The 20633-nt window shown below is 76.5% G+C and carries 23 protein-coding genes and 1 pseudogene; 13 read left to right on the top strand and 11 right to left on the bottom strand.

What is annotated here, in order from left to right; genetic code table 11:
• Nucleotides 1-54: 54 nt before the first annotated feature.
• Entirely contained in the window at nucleotides 55-405 is a 351-nt protein-coding gene (locus MW084_RS14705; RefSeq protein WP_010468053.1) for a hypothetical protein, read from the bottom strand.
• 790 nt (nucleotides 406-1195) lie between these two features.
• On the opposite strand from MW084_RS14705, the gene MW084_RS14700 reads away from it, so the two are divergent.
• Both MW084_RS14700 and MW084_RS14695 read left to right on the top strand, forming a co-directional pair.
• Nucleotides 1196-1474, top strand: a complete 279-nt coding sequence (locus MW084_RS14700; RefSeq protein ID WP_010468052.1) for a hypothetical protein — start codon at nucleotides 1196-1198, stop codon at nucleotides 1472-1474.
• A gap of 72 nt (nucleotides 1475-1546) precedes the next feature.
• Nucleotides 1547-1921: a hypothetical protein gene (locus tag MW084_RS14695; RefSeq protein ID WP_010468051.1), complete on the top strand. Its 375-nt coding sequence runs from the start codon at nucleotides 1547-1549 to the stop codon at nucleotides 1919-1921.
• A gap of 59 nt (nucleotides 1922-1980) precedes the next feature.
• Here the strand turns inward: MW084_RS14695 and MW084_RS14690 are convergent, their stop codons facing one another.
• The 3 genes from MW084_RS14690 to MW084_RS14675 form a co-directional block, all read right to left on the bottom strand.
• On the bottom strand, nucleotides 1981-2235 hold the full coding sequence (locus tag MW084_RS14690) for an SCO5918 family protein (protein ID WP_010468050.1): 255 nt from the start codon (nucleotides 2233-2235) through the stop codon (nucleotides 1981-1983).
• A 158-nt stretch (nucleotides 2236-2393) separates the two neighbouring features.
• A partial coding sequence (locus MW084_RS14685) for a DEAD/DEAH box helicase (protein WP_420833764.1) occupies nucleotides 2394-3858 on the bottom strand: 1465 nt, incomplete at its 3' end.
• Nucleotides 3859-4008: 150 nt separating this feature from the next.
• Entirely contained in the window at nucleotides 4009-4212 is a 204-nt protein-coding gene (locus tag MW084_RS14675; protein ID WP_010468045.1) for a cold-shock protein, read from the bottom strand.
• Between the two features lie 369 nt (nucleotides 4213-4581).
• Here MW084_RS14675 and MW084_RS14670 point away from each other — a divergent pair, with 369 nt between their 5' ends.
• Nucleotides 4582-4965: a MerR family transcriptional regulator gene (locus MW084_RS14670; protein WP_010468043.1), complete on the top strand. Its 384-nt coding sequence runs from the start codon at nucleotides 4582-4584 to the stop codon at nucleotides 4963-4965.
• A 235-nt stretch (nucleotides 4966-5200) separates the two neighbouring features.
• On the opposite strand, the gene MW084_RS14665 is transcribed toward MW084_RS14670, so the two are convergent.
• Nucleotides 5201-5707: a hypothetical protein gene (locus MW084_RS14665; protein WP_158684293.1), complete on the bottom strand. Its 507-nt coding sequence runs from the start codon at nucleotides 5705-5707 to the stop codon at nucleotides 5201-5203.
• A 356-nt stretch (nucleotides 5708-6063) separates the two neighbouring features.
• Between MW084_RS14665 and MW084_RS14660 the strand changes: the two genes are divergently transcribed.
• Nucleotides 6064-6363, top strand: coding sequence for a hypothetical protein (locus MW084_RS14660; protein WP_010468039.1), 300 nt, complete (start codon nucleotides 6064-6066; stop codon nucleotides 6361-6363).
• A 17-nt stretch (nucleotides 6364-6380) separates the two neighbouring features.
• Here MW084_RS14660 and MW084_RS14655 read toward each other — a convergent pair whose 3' ends face one another.
• Together MW084_RS14655 and MW084_RS14650 are read right to left on the bottom strand one after the other, a co-directional pair.
• Nucleotides 6381-7529, bottom strand: coding sequence for an FAD-dependent monooxygenase (locus tag MW084_RS14655; RefSeq protein ID WP_010468037.1), 1149 nt, complete (start codon nucleotides 7527-7529; stop codon nucleotides 6381-6383).
• Nucleotides 7526-8149, bottom strand: a complete 624-nt coding sequence (locus tag MW084_RS14650) for a TetR/AcrR family transcriptional regulator (RefSeq protein WP_010468035.1) — start codon at nucleotides 8147-8149, stop codon at nucleotides 7526-7528. The genes MW084_RS14655 and MW084_RS14650 overlap by 4 nt, the downstream gene beginning before the upstream one ends.
• Before the next feature lie 173 nt (nucleotides 8150-8322).
• Between MW084_RS14650 and MW084_RS14645 the strand changes: the two genes are divergently transcribed.
• The 7 genes from MW084_RS14645 (at nucleotide 8323) to MW084_RS14615 (ending at nucleotide 15453) form a co-directional block, all read left to right on the top strand.
• Nucleotides 8323-9213: a sigma factor gene (locus MW084_RS14645; RefSeq protein WP_029553234.1), complete on the top strand. Its 891-nt coding sequence runs from the start codon at nucleotides 8323-8325 to the stop codon at nucleotides 9211-9213.
• 181 nt (nucleotides 9214-9394) lie between these two features.
• A complete protein-coding gene (locus MW084_RS14640) occupies nucleotides 9395-10492 on the top strand; it encodes a tetratricopeptide repeat protein (RefSeq protein ID WP_050986695.1) in 1098 nt (365 codons plus the stop codon).
• Nucleotides 10493-10597: 105 nt separating this feature from the next.
• Nucleotides 10598-11668, top strand: coding sequence for a polyprenyl synthetase family protein (locus MW084_RS14635; RefSeq protein ID WP_029553232.1), 1071 nt, complete (start codon nucleotides 10598-10600; stop codon nucleotides 11666-11668).
• 311 nt (nucleotides 11669-11979) lie between these two features.
• Nucleotides 11980-13047: a polyprenyl synthetase family protein gene (locus MW084_RS14630; protein WP_010468026.1), complete on the top strand. Its 1068-nt coding sequence runs from the start codon at nucleotides 11980-11982 to the stop codon at nucleotides 13045-13047.
• A gap of 52 nt (nucleotides 13048-13099) precedes the next feature.
• A complete protein-coding gene (locus tag MW084_RS14625; RefSeq protein ID WP_010468024.1) occupies nucleotides 13100-13999 on the top strand; it encodes a somaliensene A/B synthase in 900 nt (299 codons plus the stop codon).
• Between the two features lie 15 nt (nucleotides 14000-14014).
• Nucleotides 14015-14650 carry an ABC transporter ATP-binding protein gene (locus tag MW084_RS14620; protein ID WP_010468022.1) on the top strand — a complete coding sequence of 212 codons (636 nt, stop codon included), beginning with the start codon at nucleotides 14015-14017 and terminating at the stop codon, nucleotides 14648-14650.
• The gene (locus MW084_RS14615; RefSeq protein ID WP_106428003.1) at nucleotides 14647-15453 is read left to right on the top strand and encodes a hypothetical protein; all 807 of its coding nucleotides are present in this window, start codon (nucleotides 14647-14649) and stop codon (nucleotides 15451-15453) included. The genes MW084_RS14620 and MW084_RS14615 overlap by 4 nt, the downstream gene beginning before the upstream one ends.
• Nucleotides 15454-15527: 74 nt before the next feature.
• On the opposite strand, the gene shc is transcribed toward MW084_RS14615, so the two are convergent.
• Nucleotides 15528-17496, bottom strand: a 1969-nt coding sequence (shc, locus tag MW084_RS14610) for a squalene--hopene cyclase (protein ID WP_275563627.1), incomplete at its 3' end; no start/stop codon positions are given.
• A 441-nt stretch (nucleotides 17497-17937) separates the two neighbouring features.
• Here shc and MW084_RS14605 point away from each other — a divergent pair.
• Entirely contained in the window at nucleotides 17938-18303 is a 366-nt protein-coding gene (locus MW084_RS14605; RefSeq protein ID WP_010468018.1) for a PH domain-containing protein, read from the top strand.
• A gap of 120 nt (nucleotides 18304-18423) precedes the next feature.
• Entirely contained in the window at nucleotides 18424-18834 is a 411-nt protein-coding gene (locus tag MW084_RS14600; protein WP_010468016.1) for a MerR family transcriptional regulator, read from the top strand.
• Nucleotides 18835-18966: 132 nt separating this feature from the next.
• On the opposite strand, the gene MW084_RS14595 is transcribed toward MW084_RS14600, so the two are convergent.
• The 3 genes and pseudogenes from MW084_RS14595 to MW084_RS14585 all read right to left on the bottom strand — a co-directional run.
• On the bottom strand, nucleotides 18967-19764 hold the full coding sequence (locus MW084_RS14595; RefSeq protein ID WP_010468014.1) for a VOC family protein: 798 nt from the start codon (nucleotides 19762-19764) through the stop codon (nucleotides 18967-18969).
• Between the two features lie 136 nt (nucleotides 19765-19900).
• Nucleotides 19901-20263, bottom strand: coding sequence for a fluoride efflux transporter CrcB (crcB, locus tag MW084_RS14590; RefSeq protein ID WP_010468012.1), 363 nt, complete (start codon nucleotides 20261-20263; stop codon nucleotides 19901-19903).
• Nucleotides 20260-20633 (bottom strand): annotated as a pseudogene (locus MW084_RS14585) (fluoride efflux transporter FluC); the annotation flags it as partial. The gene crcB and the pseudogene MW084_RS14585, both read right to left, overlap by 4 nt.

Raw genomic sequence — 20633 nt, 5'->3', positions numbered from 1 at the left:
CGCCCGCCGGCGCCCCGCCCGGCCGCCCCCCCCCNNGACCGCCCGCCGCTTCCGTCAGCCGGCGTTCCACACGACGGCCTGGAACCTCCCGGTCGTGTCGAGGGCGCCACCGGACGTCTCGACGGCCTTCAGACGAGCGATCCTGCCCTCGGTGGTCCTGGCGCAGACGACCATGCCGGTCTTCATGGTCATGTCCTTCATGGTGCCCTCGGCGCCGACGAGGGCGGCGCAGTCCGCGTACGAGGGCAGCGTGCCCGGGTCCGCCCAGATCGCCGCCCTCACACCGTGCTCGGGGCGCAACATGCGCTCGGTGAACCTGAAGACCGAGAAGTCGTTCTCCCTGTTGATCTCCGACTGTTCGGGCGGTGCGGCGTCGAAGTCCTTGTCGTCGGCGTCGACGATCACCGTCGTGCCCTCCCAGTGGACGGTGCCGCCCGCCTTCGCCGTGGGCGTCGGGGCCGGGGCCGGCGCGGACGCCGAGGCGCGGCCGGTGGTTCCGGGGCCGGTTGCGAGGGGGCCGGGGCGGAGGACGACGGGGCCGGTGCCGGGGCGGGGGGCGGCGCGCTCGCGGACCGGTCTCCGCCGGACCCCAGCAGATAGGCTCCGACCACGGTGATCACGGCGCCCAGCAGGGTCGCCCCGGCGCCGATCCACGCCCCCCGGTGGCCGCCGCGCCCTCCGGGGGCCGCCGCGCCCGTGGGTCCCGCGTCCCCGAAGCCCGTGCCGGTGGCCCGGGGCTCCGGTGGGTGCCCGTCACCCGACCTGCCGTCAGAAGCCGTGCGTCCGTGGTCTCCTGGCCGGCCGCCGCTCACTGCCGCCTCCCCCGCGTCCGTGCTCCGTCGCAGGTCAGGTCAACCCTCCCGGCCCGCGGACCGCTTGCCGATTCCGGGCCCTCCGGCGGCCGGGCCCGGCCGGGGCGATCCGGGCGGTCCCGTACGGGGCATCCGTACGGGACGGCCACCGCGGTGGCCGGGGCACCCGGCTCGTGGGCGGGGAACGGAAGGAGTGGCGCGGGGCGTTGCGGGGTACCGCCGGGCGGCCGGCCGGGAGCGGAGCGCGTAGTCTGCGGGGAGGGGCGCCCCGGGTGGTTCGCCAGGGCGCACACCGTCCGGGGACCGCGCCCCGGCGGGCGGGGCACGCAGCCCGTCACCCCGTCACGCCCCCGGGTCCGTACCGCCGTACCGAGGAGATCGCCGTGCACGACGACATCCAGCTGCCCTCCGCGGGCCGTGCCGACGTACGGATCGTCGCGGCGACACCCGAAGTGGCCCGCAGGGTGGCGGAGGTGGTGCGCCGATGCTTCGCCGCCACGGAGCAACGCAGCTACCCCGCGGGGCCGGAGGGCGGGACGCTCCTGCACCTCGGCGTGGACACGACGCAGCCGGCGGGGCCGGCGCGGTCCTGGTTGGAGAGCAGCGAGTCGGTGTCCGGGGAGGGGCCCGCGGAGGGCGCTCCCCGGCGGGAGGAGCCCTGACGGAGGGGGCCGCCGGGAAGCGGCGCGTGCGCGGGCGTCCCGTTCCGGCGCCCGGGCTTGTAGGTTCGGGTCATGACGAAGCCTGATGCACTGCTCGTGGACGTCGCGGCCACCGTCGAGTCGGAGCGGTCCAATCAGATGTCCCTCACCGTCGTGGTCGACGGCGCGGTCGTCACGGGACGGCTCGCCCCCGAGGCCGTGTGGCGGGAGCGGGTGGCGGAGGTCCTGCGGGACTCGGAGCGGCTGGGCGGGTTCGCCGGGGTGTTCGCCCCCTCCGCGGGGAGCTCGCGCCCGCCGCGTGACGGGGCCCCGACGCACCTGCACTTCCACGTGGCGAGGATCCTCCAGGGCACGCTCGGCATCCCGGAGACGGGCGGCATGTACCGCGTGGCCATCGAGGACGTGAGCGCCTGGACGGTGGGCGACTTCAGCTACACCGACGGCTGAGGGACGCCTCCCGCCCGGCCCGTCGGGCGGGGCGGGAGGCGTCCCTCGGGTCCGCCGGGTCAGCCCAGGAGGTCGCCGGCGGGGGCCGGCGCCTGGTCCACGCAGGTGAAACCGAGGCGGCGCAGCGCCCTGGTCACCTCCAGGGCGGTGAAGTCGCGGCGGTCCTGGCGGGTGATGACCTCGCCGACCTGCTTGACCGGGTACGTGCGGCGGCCGATGACCGCGCACGGGCCGACCGCCGGTTCCGGACGGACGTTCGCCATCAGTGCCTCCACCTCGCTCGCCACGAAGTCGAACGGGAAGCTGGCGATCACACAGCGCATGGTTGCCTCACGGGGTCGGGGCGGTGGGACGGACGTGCCGCGGCGCGGCGGGGCGTCACCGCTGGTGCGGCGCGCGGCGCGGGCGGCGGCGCGTTCCGGACCGGCGGCGGGAGGAGGAACCCGGCGCGCCGGCCGCCCGGGCCGGGGNNGACGGGGCGCGGGGGGCGCGATCACGACCGGTATCCCCGACGGGGTGCGGGCGCCGGTGATGCGGCTCAGTTCGGCGTCGCCGCCGGACCGTACCGCCGTCGTCTTCGGGCGGATGCCCGCATGGCTCATCAGGCTGTCCATGTCGCGCCGCTGGTGCGGCAGGACGAGGGTGACGACGCTGCCGGACTCGCCCGCGCGGGCGGTGCGGCCGCCCCGGTGCAGGTAGTCCTTGTGGTCGGCGGGCGGGTCGACGTTGACGACGAGGTCCAGGTCGTCGACGTGGATGCCGCGGGCGGCGACGTTCGTCGCGACCAGCACCGTGACGTGGCCCTCCTTGAACTGGGTCAGCGTACGGGTGCGCTGCGGCTGGGACTTGCCGCCGTGCAGCGCGGAGGCCCGTACGCCGCTCTTGAGGAGGTGCTTGGTGAGCCGGTCCACCGCGTGCTTGGTGTCCAGGAACATGATCACGCGGCCGTCGCGCGCCGCGATCTCGGTGGCCGTGGCGTTCTTGTCGGCCTCCTGGACATGCAGGACGTGGTGCTCCATCGACGTCACCACGCCCGCCGTCGGGTCCACGGAGTGGACGACCGGGTCGTGGAGGTAGCGCCGCACGAGGGAGTCGACGTTCCGGTCGAGGGTGGCGGAGAACAGCATCCGCTGCCCGTCGGGCCTGGTCAGCTCCAGCAGGCCGGTGATCTGCGGCAGGAAGCCCATGTCGGTCATCTGGTCGGCCTCGTCGAGGACGGTGACGTCCACGTCGTCGAGGAGGCAGTCGCCGCGCGTGACGAGGTCCCGCAGCCGGCCGGGGGTGGCGACCAGCACGTCCGCGCCGGCGCGCAGGGCGGAGACCTGGCGGCCGATCGACACGCCGCCGACGACCGTGGCCTGCCGCAGCCCGAGGGCGCGGGCGTACGGGGCGAGGGCGTCGGTCACCTGCTGCGCCAGCTCCCGCGTCGGGACGAGGACCAGGGCGAGCGGGCGCTTCGGCTCGGCGCGGACCCCGTCCAGGCGGGCGAGGAGCGCGAGGCCGAAGGCGAGGGTCTTCCCGGAGCCGGTGCGGTCCCGGCCCAGCACGTCGCGGCCTGCGAGGGAGTTCGGGAGGGTCGCCGCCTGGATCGGGAACGGGGCCGTCACCCCTTCGGCCTCCAGCGCGCGCAGCAGCGCGGGAGGGAAGCCGAGGTCGGCGAAGGACCCGACGGGCGGCAGCGGCGGGGTGAGCGTCACCGGCAGGGTGAAGTCGCCGGGCGGCGGCGGGGCGGAGCGGCGGCGGGACTGCGTCCGGGAGGCCGGCTTGGCGGACCTCTGCGGCTTCGAGGCGGCGGAGGCCGTCGCGGACTTCGCAGGCTTGGCGGACTTCGCCGCGTTCTCTGACTGGCTGGTCTTCGCTCGGCGGACCGGCGCAGCAGCGGCCTGGCGGGTCCCCGAGTGGTGACCCCGGGAAGGGGACGTACGGGCCATGGGAATGTTCCTCAATACGATATCGAGGAATTCACGGCCCTCGATTCAGCCGGGCGGGCGGCGGCACGCCGGGCCTGGGCCGGGCGGCGGCGCCGGGGAACGGCGCGGGGCCCGCACCCAAGGTGCGGGCCCCGGCGGCGTCGGAACGCCTCGTCGTCAGGCGGGGAGGATGTTCTCCGCCTGCGGGCCCTTCTGGCCCTGCGTCACGTCGAAGGTGACCTTCTGGCCTTCCTGCAGCTCGCGGAAACCGCTGGTCGCGATGTTGGAGTAGTGGGCGAACACGTCCGCACCGCCACCGTCCTGCTGGATGAAGCCGAAGCCCTTTTCCGCGTTGAACCACTTCACTACGCCAGTAGCCATAATTCTTCTCCTCACGGGGAATTTCTGGACCCGCACCGTGCGAGCCTCGCGTCGCCGCGATGATTGCCCCGCGCCGGATCGAAAGAACCGGCCACACAAAAATGCTCCTCCGCCGTGGGGCGGGAGGGGCACTTTGAAGCTCTGGGAACCACAACTGCAACTGACTACGACACTAGCACGCGGATTTCGCATCCGCACGGAATTCGGGCGGGCCATTTTCCCGGCGGAGGAAATCTGGCGTCCCGCCCGGTGGGAATCTGCACCGGCCGGAATAGACATTCGCCACTCGCGGCGGCTACCGTTCCCGCGCGAGGTACATCACCGTCCGTGAGGCCGGCCTCGCCCGGACGCCCAGGACGAAAGGCGCGCATGGCTCCAGGAGGGCGGCAGAACCCCGCCGACAACCTCGACGACGACGACTACCCGGCCTACACCATGGGCCGCGCCGCGGAGCTGATCGGCACCACACCGGCCTTCCTCCGCGCGCTCGGCGAGGCCCGGCTCATCACCCCGCTGCGGTCGGACGGCGGCCACCGCCGGTACTCCCGCTACCAGCTCCGGATCGCCGCGCGGGCCCGCGAGCTCGTCGACCAGGGCACCCCCATCGAGGCCGCCTGCCGGATCATCATCCTGGAGGACCAGCTGGAGGAGGCCCAGCGGCTCAACGAGGAGCTGCGGGCGCGGCACGCCGGCCCGCGGACCGGCCCCGGCCGCACGGGGGGTACGGGCGGCGAGGCGCCCCCGGAGCGCTGAGGAGCGCAGGGCGGCGAGGAGCCCCGGAACGGCGGGCGCCCGTACGGGGGCGGCCCGGGGTGGTGCGGCGGCTCCCGGCGGGCGGTCCAGGCGGGGCGGCCCGGGCGGCCCGGGCGAGGCCGCCCGGGCGGCCCAGGCGGGGCGGCCTGGGCGGCCCGGGCGGTCGCGCCCGGACTGCGGGGGCAGGGGCACAGGGGCCGGGACGGCCGGCGCGACCGAGGGGTCGGGCGGCCGGTCACCCGGCGCGTTCGTCGCTGTGGCCGCAGAGCCAGGCCAGCGCGTCGTGCACGCCCCGTACGTAGGCGCGCTCCTCCGGCGGGCACACGGGGTCGTCGAGCAGTACCGCGGCGGCGTCCGCCTCCGCGGTCAGCCGCCACAGGTCCGGCACCTCGCGGGTGGGGACGCCCGTGACCGGACCGTGCCCCTCGCGGGCCAGCGCCCAGCGGTAGGCGTCGGCGGCGCCCTCGGACGCGGCGCCGGGCGGTTCGTCCCCGGCGCCGCCGGGGACGGCGCCCTGCCGCACCGGCTGCCGCGCGCCCTCCCGCGCCTGCTCGCGGCCGGGGTCCGGGGCCGGCGTCCGCCCGGTGCCCCACGGTGCGCCGCGGCCCGGCGCGGGCCCGTCGCCGGCCTCCCCTCGCGCCGCGGCCCGGCCGGCCTCGGCGGCGAGGGTCCGGTACACCGACTCGACGTCCTCCGCGGGGCGGACACCGATCCGTTCGGGTCGTTCTCGCGTTCGCGTCATGTGGCGGGTCGTCATGCGCGTACACCCCATCCTCGTGGCTCGCGGCTGCGGATCCCCGTTCTTCCGGGTCCCCCCGTTCCGGCGGGATATACGCCCCGCCGCCGTCCGGAGGGCGGGGACCGGCGTTCCCGGCCCCGGCGGCGGGGCCGGCCGGGTGCCCCGCCGCCGGGAATCCCACCGGATTCCCGGGCCGCTCGGGTCGACTTCGCCCGGCCGTCCGGCGCATGGTGGTTGCTAGGACCGACGCACGCTCTCCGGCCCCCTCGGAAAGCGCCGGGCGAACCCCCCTGCTCCGCCTTCGTCCGGCGCCGCCCTCCCTCCGGTGAGCCGCGCGGTACGGCGAGAGGGGTGCGGGTATGAGCGGCTGGGCGTCATGGACGACGGTCAACGTCTTCGCGGGTGCGGGCGGCGTCCGGACCGTGGAACTGGGAGTGCTCACGGGGAACCTGAGCGTGCACACCACCTGGCAGGGCACCGAGGCGGACGTCGCGGTCCAGTACAGCGGCGGCTCCGACTGGTACACGATGGCCGGCAGCCCCGTGCCGTGCCGGTCCGAGGAGGAGAGCCGCGCGCTGCACCAGGCGGCGGTGGAGGCCGTGCAGACCGGCCGCGGCGCGGTCCTGGACCCCCTGGCGCACCGCCACCGGACCGGCTGACCGCCCCGGCGCCGCCCTCACGCCAGCGGGTGCCGCAGCAGTGCGAGCGCCGGGTCGACCAGGCTCCGGTACTGGCGTTCCGTGAAGGAGTCCGGCATGCGGCGGAACACCGCCTCGCGCAGGGCGCGGGCCGCCGGGTTGCGCCAGCCGGCGACCGTCCCGCTGTGGCGGGACGCCAGCTGCAGCGCCCGCACGCGGCGGTGCCGCAGCGCGCGGTACCGCTCCGCCGCGCCCTCGGCGCCCGGGCGCAGGGCCAGGGCCAGGGCGTACGCGTCCTCGACGGCCATCGCCGCGCCCTGCCCGAGGTTCGGGGTCATCGCGTGCGCCGCGTCGCCCAGCAGCAGCACCCGGCCCCGCCCCCACACCGGGGTGTCCAGTTCCTCCAGGTCGTGGTGGAGGGGCGGCGGTCCGGCCAGCGAGTCGAGGAGGCGGGCCGGCGCGCCCCGGTGGTGGGCGAAGACGTCGCGGAACCCGTCCGGCCACCGGGGTGCGGGAGCGCGGCGCGGGGCCGGGCGGACGAAGTAGTAGTACAGCCGGTCGTCGGGCAGCGGCACGAGCCCGCACCGGGTGCCGGGGCCCCAGGACTCGACCGCCGAGGTGACGCCGGGGTTGTCGGTGAGGCCGCGCCAGCAGGTCAGGCCGCTGTGGCGGAGGGCCGGCGGGCGGGCGGCGGCGTGCGCGCGGACGGTGGAGCGGATGCCGTCGGCGCCGACGACGAGGTCGTAGGCCTCCTCGGGCGCGTCCGGCGCGGCGCCCTCGAAGCGGACGGCCACCGAGGTGCCCGTGTCGCGCAGGGAGGCGACCGCGCGGTCGTGGACGGGCCGGGCGGCCGGGGGGAGGGCCTCCAGGACCGCCGTGTGCAGGGCCGTGCGGGACAGGGCGCGGGTGTGCCCGTACCCGCCCGCCAGGTCCTGGGTCCCGACGCTCCGCAGCACCGTCCCGTCCGCCGCCGCCACGTCGAACGACGGCAGGGGCAGGCTGTGCGGCACCAGGTCGACGCCGAGCGCGTCGAGCACGCGCAGGGCGTTGGGCGCCATGACGATGCCGGCCCCGGCGGGCGCGAACCGCGGGGCGCGCTCGGCGACGGTGACGTCGTGGCCGGAGCGGGTCAGGGCGAGCGCGGCGGTCAGGCCGCCGATGCCGCCGCCCGCGACGAGGATCCTCATGCCCGCTCCTCCCCCGTCGTGCCGACGATCCGCCGCAGCGCCGCTTCGAGCAGCCGGACCCGGTCGGCGGGGTCCAGCTCGCCGCGCAGCCCGGCGACGAGGACGCCGAGGTAGAGGGAGAAGTACGCGGTGAACGCCACTTCCGGGTCGATCGGCGGGATCGTCCCCGCGTCGGCGGCCCGGGCGAACTCGCCGGCCACCCAGACGCGGAACTCCGCCATCCGGCGCTCGGTCGGCCCGTCGGGGTGGTGGTGGAAGAGGGAGGCGGAGAGGTACTGGCGGGACAGCTCCGGTTCGCGGTCGTAGCTGTCGTACAGCTCCGCGGCGACGTGCACGAGGCGGGCGACCGGGTCGCCGTCCTCGGGGAGGGTGCGCAGGGCGGTGTCGAGGGCGCGACCGACGTGCTCGTCGAGGAGGGTCTCGACGAGGGTGCCCAGGTCGGGGAAGTGGACGAAGAAGGTCCCGGCGGCGACGCCCGCCTCGGCGGCGACCTCCCGCGTGGTGAGCCCGCTCGTGCCGCGCCGTTCCAGCACCCGCCGCGCGGCCGCGAGGAGCGCCTGCCGCGTCCGCTGCTTGCGCTGCTGCCGTACCCCCGGAGGGGTGTTCGAAGTCTCGGACATGTCGCTGAGCATACTCACTGAGCATGTTCAGCGAAAAGTGGGGGCCGAGCGCCCCGATGCGCCGGTCCCGCGACTTCGCGCCCACCCGTTCCGCCGACCGCCTGCCGCGACCGGCCCCCGCGCCGTATGGTCCTCACGGCGACAGGACGATTCAGGACACGGGGACGGGCGAGATGAGCAAGAAAAGAGCATCGGCGGAACGGTTCGAGGAGCACCGGCCCCGGCTGCGGGCGGTGGCCTACCGGATGCTGGGTTCACTCGGCGACGCGGAGGACGCGGTGCGGGAGGCGCGGCTGCGGCTGGATCCCGCCGGTGACGGCGACGCACCGGACCCGGTCGGCCGGCTCACCGCGGCCGTCGCCCGCGTCTGCCTGGACCGGCTCCGCGCCCGCGCGGCCCGCCGCACGGAGCCGCTCCTGGGCGAGGACGGGCGGATGCGGCTGCCCGACCCGGTCGTCAGCCCGGTCTCCGGGCCGGACCCCGAGCAGGCCGCGCTCGTCGCCGACGAGGCGGGCTTCGCCCTGATGATCGTGCTGGACGCGCTGAGCCCGGCCGAGCGGCTGGCGTTCGTGCTGCACGACCTGTTCGCGGTGCCCTTCGAGGACGTCGCGGAGGTGCTGGGCGGTACGGCCGAATCGGCCCGGACCCTCGCCGAACGCGCCCGCCACCGCGTCCGGGCGGCGGTGCCCCTGCCGGACGGCGACGCGGACCGCCGCCGGGTGGTGGAGGCGTTCCTGGCGGCGGCCCGCGGCGGCGACCTGGACGCGCTGACCGCCGTGCTGGACCCGGACGTGGTGGCGCGCTCCGACGGCGGCACCCTCCGCCCGAGCGTGCTGCGCCGGGGCGCGAGGACCGTCGCCTCCCAGGCCGTCGTCTTCGCCCGCCTCGCGGAGGCCGCCCATCCGGTCCTGGTCAACGGTGCGCCGGGCGTCCTCGCCGTGTCGGAGGGCCGGGTGGTCTCGGTGATGTCCTTCACGGTCCACGGCGCCCGCGTCACGTCCCTGGACCTCCTCACCGACCCCGACCGCCTCAGCCGCCTGGACACCGGCACCCTGGTGGGGTGAGGTCCCACCGCCCGCCCCGGCCCCCGCCCGGATCCGCCCTCCGGTCCCGTACGTCTCGGTGACGACGCCGCGCGGCGGCGTAGCACTCAGGTATGACCCACGACCCGCACGGCGGGGGACTCGCGGAACCTCCGCCCGCTCATACCGTCTTGATCGGTGAGAACCGGACGACGGAGGGGACATGACGGTGGGTCGGACATCGGGGACGGCGGGCCCGGCGGTGCGGGGCAGGGCGGTGGCGCCCGAGTACCAGGGGGCGCTGGGGTCGCTGTCGGTGAACTCGTCGCTGACCGAGGTCCTGGAGCGGGGCGTCCGGGAACTGCGGGCCGCCGAGGCCGCCGGGGAGCGGCGGGAGGCGGCGCGGTGCGGGCTCGCGGTCGCGGAGGCGTACCGGCGGCTCGGGCGCGCCGAGGACGCCGACCGGGCGTGGAAGGCCAGCTTCCGGGCCGCGCGGGACGCCGGGGACGCGGGGGCGATGGCGTGGGCGCTGTGGAGCGGCGGCACCCTCGCCCGGCAGCGCGGCGCCCTCGCCCTCGCGTACCGGCTGCTGCGCCTCGCGGCCGACGCGGGCGAGCGCGGCGGGGACGTCGTCGTCCGCGGCTACTCCCTGGCGGGCCTCGCCGAGACCGGGCGGATACAGGGCGACTACCGGGCCGTCGGCGAGCTCCACGAGCAGCTCCTCGTCGAGGCCCGGCGGCGCGGCGAGGCCCGGCACACCGTGTGGGCGCTGGAGGGCATCGCCCAGATGCACCGCAACACCGGCGCGTACGACCGGGCCCTCGCCCTGTTCGAGGAGGCCGCCGAGATCGCCGGGCGGGCCGACGACCGGCGCGGCCGGGCGTGGGCGCTGCGCGGGATCGCCGACGTGGTGTCCGTACGGGACGGGGACGTCGAGCGGGCGCTGCGGCTGCTGTCCGAGGCCGAGGCGGCCTGCCGCGACATGCGGCTGTCCGGCGCCCTGGCGTACAACCGCAAGATGCGCGGCAACGTCCTGTACCGGGCCGGCCGGTACGAGGAGGCGCGCGACGCGTACACGCGGGCGCTGGAGGAGTTCCGCGCCATGGGCGAGCCGCGCGGCACCGCGCTGTCCCGGCTGGGCCTGGCCAAGTCGCGCGCCCGGCTGGGCCGCGACACCGCCGCGACCACCGCCGAACTGGCGGAGCTGCGGGACGCCCTGGACCGGATCGGGCTGCGCCACGCCCGCGACATGGTGGAGAAGGCCGCCGCCGAGCTGGGCGTGGGACCGCTGCCGGCCGCCGGGAAGGCGGTGGGGCGGTGAGGCCGCTGCCGGCCCCGGCCCGGGTGCCGGGGACGGGGGCGGCGGCCNCCGCCCGTNNGNCNGNTGCNGGGACCCGACGCGCGTACGGCTCCCGACGCGCGGCCGATCCCCGGCGCGCGTACGGCCCCCGGCGCGCACGCCGGCGCCACCGCGCTCCTCCTGCGCTGCCGGGCCCTGGTGCGGCCCGCGCTCGTCCGCGCCGTCGGGCGGCTGCACCCGTGGACCGGGGAGATGGCCGCGTTCTCCCTCGGCTGGAGCGACGTGACCGGCACGCCCGCGCCGGGCGCGTCCGAGGGGAAGGGCGTCCGCCAGGCCCTCGCCGTGCTGGGCGCCGAGGCGGTCGGGGCGGACGGCCGGGCCGCCGTGGCGGGCGCCGTGGCCGTGGAGCTGGTCCACGCGTTCTCGCTGCTCCACGACGACGTCATGGACGGCGACACGGTGCGCCGGCGGCGCGAGACGGTGTGGAAGGCGTACGGCACCGGCCCGGCCGTCCTCGCCGGCGACGCCCTGTTCGCGCTCGCCGTGCAGGCGCTCGCGGAGGCGCCCGGCGCGCACGCCGGCCCGGCCGTGCGGCGCCTGAGCGGGACGCTCGCCGACCTCGTGCGCGGCCAGGCGGAGGACCTGTGCTTCGAGGACCGCCCCTGGACGGGTCCCGGCGCGGTGCGGCCCGGCGCGTACCGGAGGATGGCCGAGCACAAGACGGGCTCCCTCCTGGGCTGCGCGGCCGCCCTCGGGGCGCTGCTCGGCGGGGCGCCCGAGGCGACGGTCGCCGCGCTGGACCGGGCCGGACGGCACCTGGGCGTGGCGTTCCAGGTCGTCGACGACCTGCTGGGCGTGTGGGGCGACCCGGCGGCGACCGGCAAGCCCGTCCACGGCGACCTGCGCCGGCGGAAGAAGACGTACCCGGTCCTCGCGGCCCTCGCCGCCGACGTCCCCGCCGCCCGCGAACTGGCCGCCCTGCTCGACGCGCCCGGCCCGGCCGGCACCCTCGACGACCGGGCCGCCGCCCGCGCGGCCGACCTCGTCGAGCGGGCCGGCGGGCGCGGGGCCGCCCTGGGCGAGGCCCGGCGGCACCTGGCCGCCGCACACCGCTCCCTGCACGGCGTGCCCCTCGCCCCCGGCGCCCGCCGCGACCTCGAAGCGCTGCCGGCGTTCCTGCTGCACCGCACGGTGTGACGCCCCGCCCGGCATCCGCCGCGGGGCGCGGGGACCCGTCGGCGGGAACTGGGGTGTACCGGCGCGTTCGGGAGTGAAAGCGCCCTGATCTACACATCCGTACGCCCTGCCGGGGTTGTGGTGAATTTCCGTGTTTCCGGGTTTGCTGGGAAACGCCTGCCCGCCGGACGGAGAAGGCGGACGCGCCGCCCCGGCCATCGGAAGGGCGCTTTCCGGCACCGCCCGTGCCGCCCGCGGCGACGCCGCCGACGGCACGGGCCGCCGGCTCGCCGGAGCACGCAGGCCAGCCGCCGATCCAGGGATGCGATTTCATGATTGCCGAAACACCGACGGTCGAGTCCGACTTCTTCGCCCCCCGCACGGCCATCGACGACCTCCTCCACGAGTTCCTGACGGAGAAGGCGGACACCGCCCCGGTCCCCCGGCAGGCGGCACTGGCCATGCTGCTGCGCGACTTCCTCGACTCGGGCAAGCGGATCCGCCCGCTGCTGTGCATCGCCGGATGGCGCGCGGCGGGCGGCGGCGGGGACCCCGGGCAGGCCGTCCGGCTGGCCGCCTCCATCGAGCTGGCGCACGCCTGCGCCCTGATCCACGACGACATCATGGACGGCGCCCACAGCCGCCGCGGCCGGCCCACGGTCCACCGGCGGCTGGCCGACCACCACCACCTGCCGTCCACGGCCGAGCAGTTCGGCCTCGGCGGCGCCATCCTGGTGGGCGACCTCGCCCTCGTCTGGTCCGACGAACTCCTGCACACCACGCTCATGCCCGAGGCCCACCGGGTCGCCGTGCTGCACTGCGTCGACCTCGCGCGCAGCGAGCTGATCGCCGGCCAGCACCTGGACCTCCTGACCACCGGCGACCTCGGGGTGGACGTCGAGACCGCGCTGACCGTCGTGCGCTACAAGACCGCCAAGTACACGGTCGAACGCCCCCTGCAGGTCGGGGCCGCCCTGGCCGGCGCCGGACAGCCGGTCATGGACGCGTGCAGCGCCTACGGGGTGCCCCTCGGGGAGGCGTTCCAGCTCCGGGACGACGTGCTCGGGGTGTTCGGGGACCCGGAGCGGATGGGCAAGTCGCACCTGGACGACCTGCGCGAGGGGAAGTGCACCAGTCTCGTCGCCCACGCCGTGCGCGCCGGCTCGCCCGCCCAGGCGGACCGGCTGCGCGAGCTGGTCGGCGACCCCCTCCTCGGGGAGCGGGAGGCGGCCGAGGTGCGCGGCATCCTCACGGACACCGGGGCCCGGGCCGCGGTCGAGCGGATGATCGAGGAGCGGTACCAGCAGGCCCTGAGCGCCCTGGCCTCGGCGCCCTTCCCTCCGGACGTGATCCGCACGCTGGTGAACGTGGCGGAAGCGGCCGTGCGCCGGACGGCATGAGGACCGGCGAGCGGGCGGGCACCCGCCCCGACCGGAGGCACGGAGCCGAGCGATGACGACGATGACGACGAACACGCGCAGGACGGTGTGGCGGACCGTCTGGCGGGAGATCCACGTGAGCTGGCTCTTCATCCGCTCCGACCGCTGGACCACCCTCTTCCCCGCCACCTGCTTCGTGCTGGCGGCCGCCGTGCACACCCGGCTGCCCCCGGCGGAGACGGCGGTGGCCGTCGCTTCGGGCGTGCTGTACTTCTGGCTGTTCGTCTACGAGCACACCCTGGCCAACCAGCTCGTCGGCCTTGAGGAGGACCGCGTCAACAAGCCCCTCCGCCCGCTGGTCAGCGGCCGGAGCAGCGTCAGGGGCGCCCGGCTTCGCCTGATCGCCGTCCGGGTCGCCTTCCCCCTCTACGGCTGGTTCCTGGGCGTGCTGGAGTGGGCCCTGCTGTGGCAGGTCCTCTCGCTGCTCCAGCACGAGGGCGGGTGGGGGCGCCACTGGCTCGGCAGGAACCTCTACGCCGGGATCGGGGTCGTCGCCCAGCTGGCGGCGGCCTGGGAGATCGTCGCCCCCGTCACGCCGGACGCGTGGCGCTGGATCGTGACCCTGACGATCACCGTCACCCTCCTCATGTCCGTCCAGGACCTCCGCGACATCACCGGCGACCGGGCGGTCGGCCGCTCCACCATGCCGCTGGTGTTCGGCGAGCGGAACACCCGCGTCTTCCTGTGCGCCGGTTTCGCCCTCGGCCCCCTCGCCATCCACCACTTCCTGATGGCGCCCGCCGGCCCGCACTGGTGGATCGTCGCCACGGACGTCGTCCTGGGCGGGCTGAGCCTGCTGCTGGCGTTCCGGGTGGTGCTGCGGCGCGGCCAGAGGAGCGACCAGCACACCTACCGCCTGGTCGAGCAGTGGTACACCCTCGCCCTCGCCGCCTCCCTCTACACCCTTCGCTGACCGGAGAGGCACGACATGCGACCGGAGACGACGGAGCGGCGGCCGCGGCTGCGCATCAGCGGCGTGTGGAAGGCGTACGGCGGCAGGCAGGTCCTGCGCGGCGCCGACCTGGACGTGCCCGCCGGGTCGCTGGTCGGGATCGTCGGCGAGAACGGCGCGGGCAAGAGCACGCTGCTGCGGATCGCCGTGGGGCAGGTGCCGCCCGACCGGGGGACGGTGGAGCGGGACGGGCCGGTCGGGTACTGCCCGCAGCAGGCCGTGCTGAACGACTCGTTCACCGTCGGGCAGCACCTGAGGCTGTTCCAGGTGGCCTACCGGCTGCCGACGCTGGAGCGCGCCCACGAGCTGATGGACCTCCTGGGGTTCGCCGACTGCGGACGGCGGCGCTCCGGGGAGCTCAGCGGGGGGACCCGCCAGAAGCTGAACCTGCTGCTCGCCCTGATGCACGACCCGCGGCTGCTGGTGCTGGACGAGCCCTACCAGGGCTTCGACTGGGACACCCACCAGCGCTTCTGGGCCCTGGCCACCCGCCTGCGCGACCAGGGCCGGTCGATCGTCGTGGTCTCGCACCTCCTGCACGACCTGCACCATTTCGACGCGGTCGGCCACCTGCGCGGGGGCCGCCTCGACATCGAGGAGCCCACCCGATGAGGTTCCACCGGACGGCGTTCACCGAGATGCTGCGCTGCACCCTGCGCGGCCACCTCCGCAACCGGCTGGCCGTCTTCCTGGCGGTCGCGTTCATCCCCGCCTGGATCACCGTGGCGCGCGTGTGCGCCTCGGACCGGCCGGTGCGCTTCCCCCTGGACTCCGCCGGCGTCACCGCCCTCGCCCCGGCCCACCACGTCGGCCAGGTGGCCAACGCCCTCGCCGCGGTCACCCTGGTCACCGGCTTCACGATGTTCATGGAGACGTTCAAGGCCGGGGAGGTGGACCGCCGGCTCCTGCTGGCCGGCTACCCCCGGCTGCCGCTGCTGATGGCGAAGGTCACCGCCGTCGCCCTCGTCGCCGCGCTCCTCGCCCTCTACACCACGGCCGTGCTGTGGGCCTCCCTGCCCGTGCGGCAGCCGGTCCCCCTGGGCCTCGCCGTCCTCGGCGCCGGCCTGGTATACGGCGGCATCGGCCTCCTCCTCGGCTCGCTGGTGCGCGGCGAGCTGGAGGGGTTCTTCCTCGTCATCATGCTCAGCCTGGTCGACACCGGACTGCAGAACCCGGTCCTCAACGTCGCCGACCTGGCCGGCCTGACCGCCCTCCCCCTGTACGGCGCGAACCAGTCGGCGCTGGCCTCGGCGTTCACCGCCCTCACCCCGTGGCCCCACGCACTGCTCTCACTCGTCTGGTCCGCCGCGGCCGGCGCCCTGGCCCTGCTCGTCCTCCAGGTCCGCACCCGCTCCCACCACGGGACCCGCCCGGCCCCGGACGCCGGCGCGCCCCTGCCGGCGGCCCCCCGCTGACGGGAGGCCGCCGGGCGCCGCCTACGCCTCCGGCCCGGGCCGCGCCCCGCCGGGCGGGGGGCNGGCCGCCGCGNCGCCGGGGCCCCGGCGGTGGACGTAGCGGCCCAGCGCCGTCAGCGGGAAGACGTGCCGGTAGGAGTCGTACCTGCAGGCCACGGCCCGGGGGACGAGGGTGCCGGTGAACTCCGGCTCCTCCCAGGTCCCCTGGTCCGTCTGCCGTTCGGTCAGCCAGCGCACCCCGTCGCGGACCGCGGCGCTGTCGCGCTCCCCCGCCGCGAGCAGGGCCAGCAGGGCCCAGGCGGTCTGCGAGGGCAGGGACGGGCCCCGGCCGGCGCGCTCCGGGTCGGCGTACGACTCCCAGTCCTCGCCCCAGCCGCCGTCCGCGTTCTGCACGGACGTCAGCCAGTCGACGGCGCGCCGGACGGAGGGGTGGCGGGCGGGGACCCCGGCGGCGACGAGCGCCGGGACGACGCAGCCGGTCCCGTAGACGTGGTTCACCCCCCAGCGCCCGTACCACGCACCGCTGTCCTCCTGCCGGTCGAGCAGCCAGCGGACGGCGCGCCGGGTGCGGGGGTCGTGCTCCATCCCGAGGGCGGCCAGCATCTCCACCACGTGGGCGGTGACGTCGGCGGTGGGCGGGTCGACGCAGTACTCGCCGAAGTCGAAGAAGGGGAGCCGGCCGGGCAGGGAGCCGGTGTTGTCGGCGTCGAAGGCCCCCCACCCGCCGTTCCCGCTCTGCATGCCGAGGACCCACCGCGCCGCCCGGTCCACCGCGCCGCCGACGCGCGCCCGGTCGGGGTGGGCGACGCGGAGCAGCGCCAGGACCGCCTCGGCGGTGTCGTCGTTGTCGGGATAGGCCCGGTTGTGGAACTGGAACGCCCAGCCGCCGGGGGCGAGCCGGGGGCGCCGCACGGCCCAGTCGCCGGGCCGCTCGGCCTGCCGGGTGAGCAGCCAGTCGGCGGCCTCGACCAGTGCCGGGTGGTCGGCGGGCAGGCCGGCGTCGAGCAGCGCGGTGAGGGACAGGCAGGTGTCCCACACCGGGCTGTGGACGGTCTGCAGCTCCCGTGCGCCGTCCTCGTGCCAGACGGCGCAGTCCTCCAGGAACCGCCAGGCGGCCTTGAGCGCCGGGTGGTCCGGCGGATAGCCGCACAGGTGCAGGGCGAGGACCACCCAGGTGGTCATCGGGGTGCACGCCCCCCAACTGCCGTCCGTCTCCTGGCGTTCGAGGAGCCAGCGGACGCAGGCGTTCGTCGCGGCCCTGCGCAGCGGCGGGGGGAAGGCCCTGCGGCCGGCGCGCAGAACGGCGTTCAGGCGCCAGTAGGCGCCCTCCCAGCCGCCGGCCCGTACGGGGGCGCGCCCGGAGGCGCCGGGCACGACGAAGAGCTCGTCGATGCCGAAGGGGGCCGGCCGCACGGGCCGGTGCGCGCTGATGACGGCGAGGGCCACGAGCGCCGGCCGCATGACGGCGCCGAAGGAGTAGATGTTCAGGGGCGCCCACGCGGGCAGGGAGATGATCTCCGGCGGGATCTCGGGGAGGTCGTCCCAGCTCCACCAGCCGAACATGGCCAGCCACACGCGGGCCGTCAGCTGGGCGGCCGGGACGCCGCCCCGCGCGCGCACCCACGCCGCGCACCGGAGCATGTGCTCCTCGTCCGGGCCGTCCCCGGCGAGCCGGAGCGCCACGTACGCCTGGACGGTGGTCCCCAGGTGGCCCGCCCCGCCGAAGACGAGGGGCCAGGAGCCGTCCGCGCTCTGGTGCGACCGGATCCACCGGCCGCTCGCCGCGGCCACCCGCTCGTCCGGGACGCCCAGCAGATGCCGCAGGAACAGGTCGTGGGCGTCGTAGCTCACATCGGTCCGGAAGGGTTCCTTCCACCACCCCCCGGCATGCCGGCGGGCCAGCAGGTGGTCGGTGGCCCGCAGCACCGCGCGCCGGGCCGCCTCCTCCGCCTCGTCGGCCGGAGGGGAGCCGAACCCCGCGCCGGGACCCCCTGCCGGAAGCGGACTTCCCGGTCGTGACGCGCCGTCGGATGTCGTCGTCATGGTCTTCCTGCACCTTCCGGTGTTCCGGAACCGTGTACGCCGCGTCGGCCGCCGCCCGCGGCGGGACCGCCGGGACCGGGGCGCCGCGGGCACACCGCGGGCACACCACGGCACGACGGTCCCGGGGGCGGAGGCCACAAGGTAACCGCCGGGCGACGGCGGGACGGGCCGAGCGCGGAAGGACCACCCGTCCGGCCCACAGGGGGCGCGCTCCTCCTCCGCCGACCGCCCGGCGCGCGCCCCGGCGGCGACCCGGCGGCCCCGGCGGACGGCGGNNGCGGTGCCCGGCGGACGGGGACGCCGCGCCACGGGCGCCGACAAGCGGAAGGAGCTGTTCCGGAACCGGCACCGCCCCGTCGGCANNNNGNNNAANCACCNCCCNACCACCGCCCGGCGCCGGTACAGTGCGACGATCGCACGATTCCTTTCACGGGGGGCCTCATGGCACTGTTCGGCAACGCGCACACCATCGACCCGGCGAACGCGCAGCAGGAGTACGCGCGGCTCCTCGGCCCCGGCGAGCGGGTGCACGCCGCGTTCCTCCTGATCCGCGACACGATCCTGTTCACCGACCGCCGCCTGATCCTCGTCGACAAGCAGGGGATCACGGGCAAGAAGGTCGAGTACCACTCGATCCCGTACCGCAGCATCACGCACTTCGCGGTGGAGACGGCGGGCACCTTCGACCTCGACGCCGAGCTGAAGATCTGGATCTCCGGCAACTCCGTCCCCGTCCAGAAGACGTTCACCAAGGGCGTCGACATCTACGAGGTGCAGGCGATCCTTACGCAGTTCGTGGCACCGTGACGGCGGCGCGCCGACGCCGTCACGGCAGGCGGGCGCCCCGTACGTAAGCTGGGCCGATCCGGCGTGGGCGCGCGGACGCGCGGGCGTGCGCGGACGGCGACGAGGCAGGCGGGCGCGGTGATGGCGGACGACCAGCGGTGGCAGATGCGGATCGGCGAGGTGGCCGAGCGGACCGGCCTGTCGTTGCGGGCGATCCGCCACTACGAGGACGTGGGCATCGCCGCCCCGTCCGCCCGCACCAGGGGCGGTTTCCGGCTGTACACCGAGGCCGACGTGGAGCGGCTCCTGCTGGTGGGCCGGATGGCGCCGCTGGGTTTCACCGTGGACGAGGTGCGCGACCTGCTGGGGCTCGTCGACCGGCTGGGCGCGTCGGACGACCCGCCGTCCGGTGAGGAGCGGGAGCGGCTGCGGGCCCGCCTCGCCGCGTACCGGAGCGCCGTCGAGGCGCGGTGCGAGACGCTGCGCGCCCGGCTGCGCGGGGCCGAGGAGTTCTCCGCGGTCCTCCTCGGCCATCTGGACCCGGTCGGCTGAGCCGCGGGCCGGCGTGCCCCGGCGACGACCGGACGGCGCCGGACGGCCGGACCTGCGGCGCCCGGACGGGCCGAGGGGCGGCCGGGGGCGGGAGGGCGACCCGGTGCCGGGTCAGGGTCCGGCGGTCCCGGGTCAGGGTCCGGCGGTCCCGGGCGCTCCGCCCTCCGCCCCGGAGGGGCCGGTCAGGGAGAACGCCGCGCCCTGGGGGTCCACGAGCGTCGCGAACCGCCCGAACGGCCCGTTCACCGGCCCGGACACCAGCTTGGCCCCGTGGGTGGTGGCCCGCCCGACCGCCGCGTCGACGTCGTCGACGGCGAAGTGCACCCCGACGAACGCCCCCATGTCCGGCGGGAAGTCCTCGCCCATCCTCCTCCGGCCGAGCACCGGCTCGCCCCCCGCGCGGAGGACCGCGAAGTCCGCGTCCGCCGGCGGTCCCACCGTGAACGGGAGGACCGCGGAGAAGAACGCGTCGGTCCCCGCCGCGTCCCGCGTGTTGACCTCCGCCCAGCGGTACGCGCCGGGCACGCCCCGCGCCTCGAAGCCCGGACCGGCCCCCGGCCGCCGCACCCCGAAGACGGCCCCGCCCGGGTCGCGGGCGAGCAGCACCGTCCCCTGCCCCCCGGACACCGACGGCCCCGCGACGACCCGGCCGCCGTTCTCCCGCACCCGGCGCGCGACGGCCTCCGGGTCGGACGAGGCGAAGTACAGGCACCAGGCGGACCGCGCCGCCTCGTCGTCCCGGTCCGGCACGGGCGGGACGAGCGCGGCGACCGCCCTGCCGCCGGCGTACGCCCGCACATGACCGCCGTGCTCCGTGACCTCCTCGCGGAAGGTCCAGCCCAGCACGTCGCAGTAGAAACCCCGGGCGCCCTCCAGGTCGGTGAACATCGCGTCCACCCAGACGGGCATCCCCTCGGGCGGTCCGGCCATGACGATCCCCCAGCGGTTCGCGAGCCACTTCCTCGGTGTGGCCTGCCACGCTATCCACACCGCCCGGACGAGACGGCGCACGACGCGTCCCGGCGCGCCCGTACCCGTGCGCCTCCGGTCCCGCGCACCGCTGCGGTCAGGTGCCGAGCATCCGGCCCAGGGCCAGGCCCGCCGCCACCGCGCCCAGGGAGGCGGCGACCGTGGCCGCCGCGTTGGCGACCGCGTACCGGACGGGGCCCTCGCGGCCCAGGCGGAGGGTCTCGTACGAGAACGTGGAGTACGTGGTCAGCGCGCCGCACAGGCCGGTGCCCAGCAGGGCGTGGACGGGGGCCGCCACCGCCGCGCCCGTGAGGACGCCCAGGGTGAGCGAGCCCAGCACGTTGACCGCCAGGGTCCCCCACGGGAAGTCCGGGTCGCAGCGGGAGCGGACGATCAGATCGGCCAGGTACCGCAGCACGGCCCCCAGCGCGCCGCCCACCACGACCGGCAGCCACGTCATCCGGCCGCACCCCTTCCCGCGCGCCGGGCCGACAGGCTCCGCGTCGCCCGCGCCGCCACCGCGACCGCCGTGAGCGCCGCGACCAGGGTGCCCGCCAGGTAGGCGAACGCCGTCAGGGTCCGCCCCCGCTCCAGCAGCGCGTGGGTCTCCAGGGCGTACGCCGAGAACGTCGTGAACCCGCCCAGCAGCCCCGTGCCCACCAGGGGCCGCAGCAGGCGGTGCGGGCGCCGCGCCCCGTCGAGCACCGCCGCGAGCACGCCCATGAGGGCGCAGCCCGCGACGTTCGTCCCCAGGGTCGCCCAGGGGAAGGCGCCCGGCGCGGCGGGCAGCGCCAGCGCCAGCCCGTACCGCGCCCCCGCGCCCAGCGCCC

This window comes from Streptomyces sudanensis (assembly GCF_023614315.1).
GTDB classification, from domain to species: Bacteria; Actinomycetota; Actinomycetes; order Streptomycetales; family Streptomycetaceae; genus Streptomyces; species Streptomyces sudanensis.
The sequence above is the reverse complement of the archived record's forward strand: the minus strand, read 5'-3'. Positions and strand labels throughout refer to the sequence as shown.

Coding starts and splice junctions, on each gene's coding strand:
- MW084_RS14695 (WP_010468051.1), top strand. CDS start 1,547: ATGACGAAGCCTGATGCACTGCTCGTGGACGTCGCGGCCACCGTCGAG.
- MW084_RS14675 (WP_010468045.1), bottom strand. CDS start 4,212: ATGGCTACTGGCGTAGTGAAGTGGTTCAACGCGGAAAAGGGCTTCGGC.
- MW084_RS14670 (WP_010468043.1), top strand. CDS start 4,582: ATGGCTCCAGGAGGGCGGCAGAACCCCGCCGACAACCTCGACGACGAC.
- MW084_RS14665 (WP_158684293.1), bottom strand. CDS start 5,707: ATGACGCGAACGCGAGAACGACCCGAACGGATCGGTGTCCGCCCCGCG.
- MW084_RS14660 (WP_010468039.1), top strand. CDS start 6,064: ATGAGCGGCTGGGCGTCATGGACGACGGTCAACGTCTTCGCGGGTGCG.
- MW084_RS14655 (WP_010468037.1), bottom strand. CDS start 7,529: ATGAGGATCCTCGTCGCGGGCGGCGGCATCGGCGGCCTGACCGCCGCG.
- MW084_RS14650 (WP_010468035.1), bottom strand. CDS start 8,149: ATGTCCGAGACTTCGAACACCCCTCCGGGGGTACGGCAGCAGCGCAAG.
- MW084_RS14645 (WP_029553234.1), top strand. CDS start 8,323: ATGAGCAAGAAAAGAGCATCGGCGGAACGGTTCGAGGAGCACCGGCCC.
- MW084_RS14640 (WP_050986695.1), top strand. CDS start 9,395: ATGACGGTGGGTCGGACATCGGGGACGGCGGGCCCGGCGGTGCGGGGC.
- MW084_RS14630 (WP_010468026.1), top strand. CDS start 11,980: ATGATTGCCGAAACACCGACGGTCGAGTCCGACTTCTTCGCCCCCCGC.
- MW084_RS14625 (WP_010468024.1), top strand. CDS start 13,100: ATGACGACGATGACGACGAACACGCGCAGGACGGTGTGGCGGACCGTC.
- MW084_RS14620 (WP_010468022.1), top strand. CDS start 14,015: ATGCGACCGGAGACGACGGAGCGGCGGCCGCGGCTGCGCATCAGCGGC.
- MW084_RS14615 (WP_106428003.1), top strand. CDS start 14,647: ATGAGGTTCCACCGGACGGCGTTCACCGAGATGCTGCGCTGCACCCTG.
- MW084_RS14605 (WP_010468018.1), top strand. CDS start 17,938: ATGGCACTGTTCGGCAACGCGCACACCATCGACCCGGCGAACGCGCAG.
- MW084_RS14600 (WP_010468016.1), top strand. CDS start 18,424: ATGGCGGACGACCAGCGGTGGCAGATGCGGATCGGCGAGGTGGCCGAG.
- MW084_RS14595 (WP_010468014.1), bottom strand. CDS start 19,764: ATGGCCGGACCGCCCGAGGGGATGCCCGTCTGGGTGGACGCGATGTTC.
- crcB (WP_010468012.1), bottom strand. CDS start 20,263: ATGACGTGGCTGCCGGTCGTGGTGGGCGGCGCGCTGGGGGCCGTGCTG.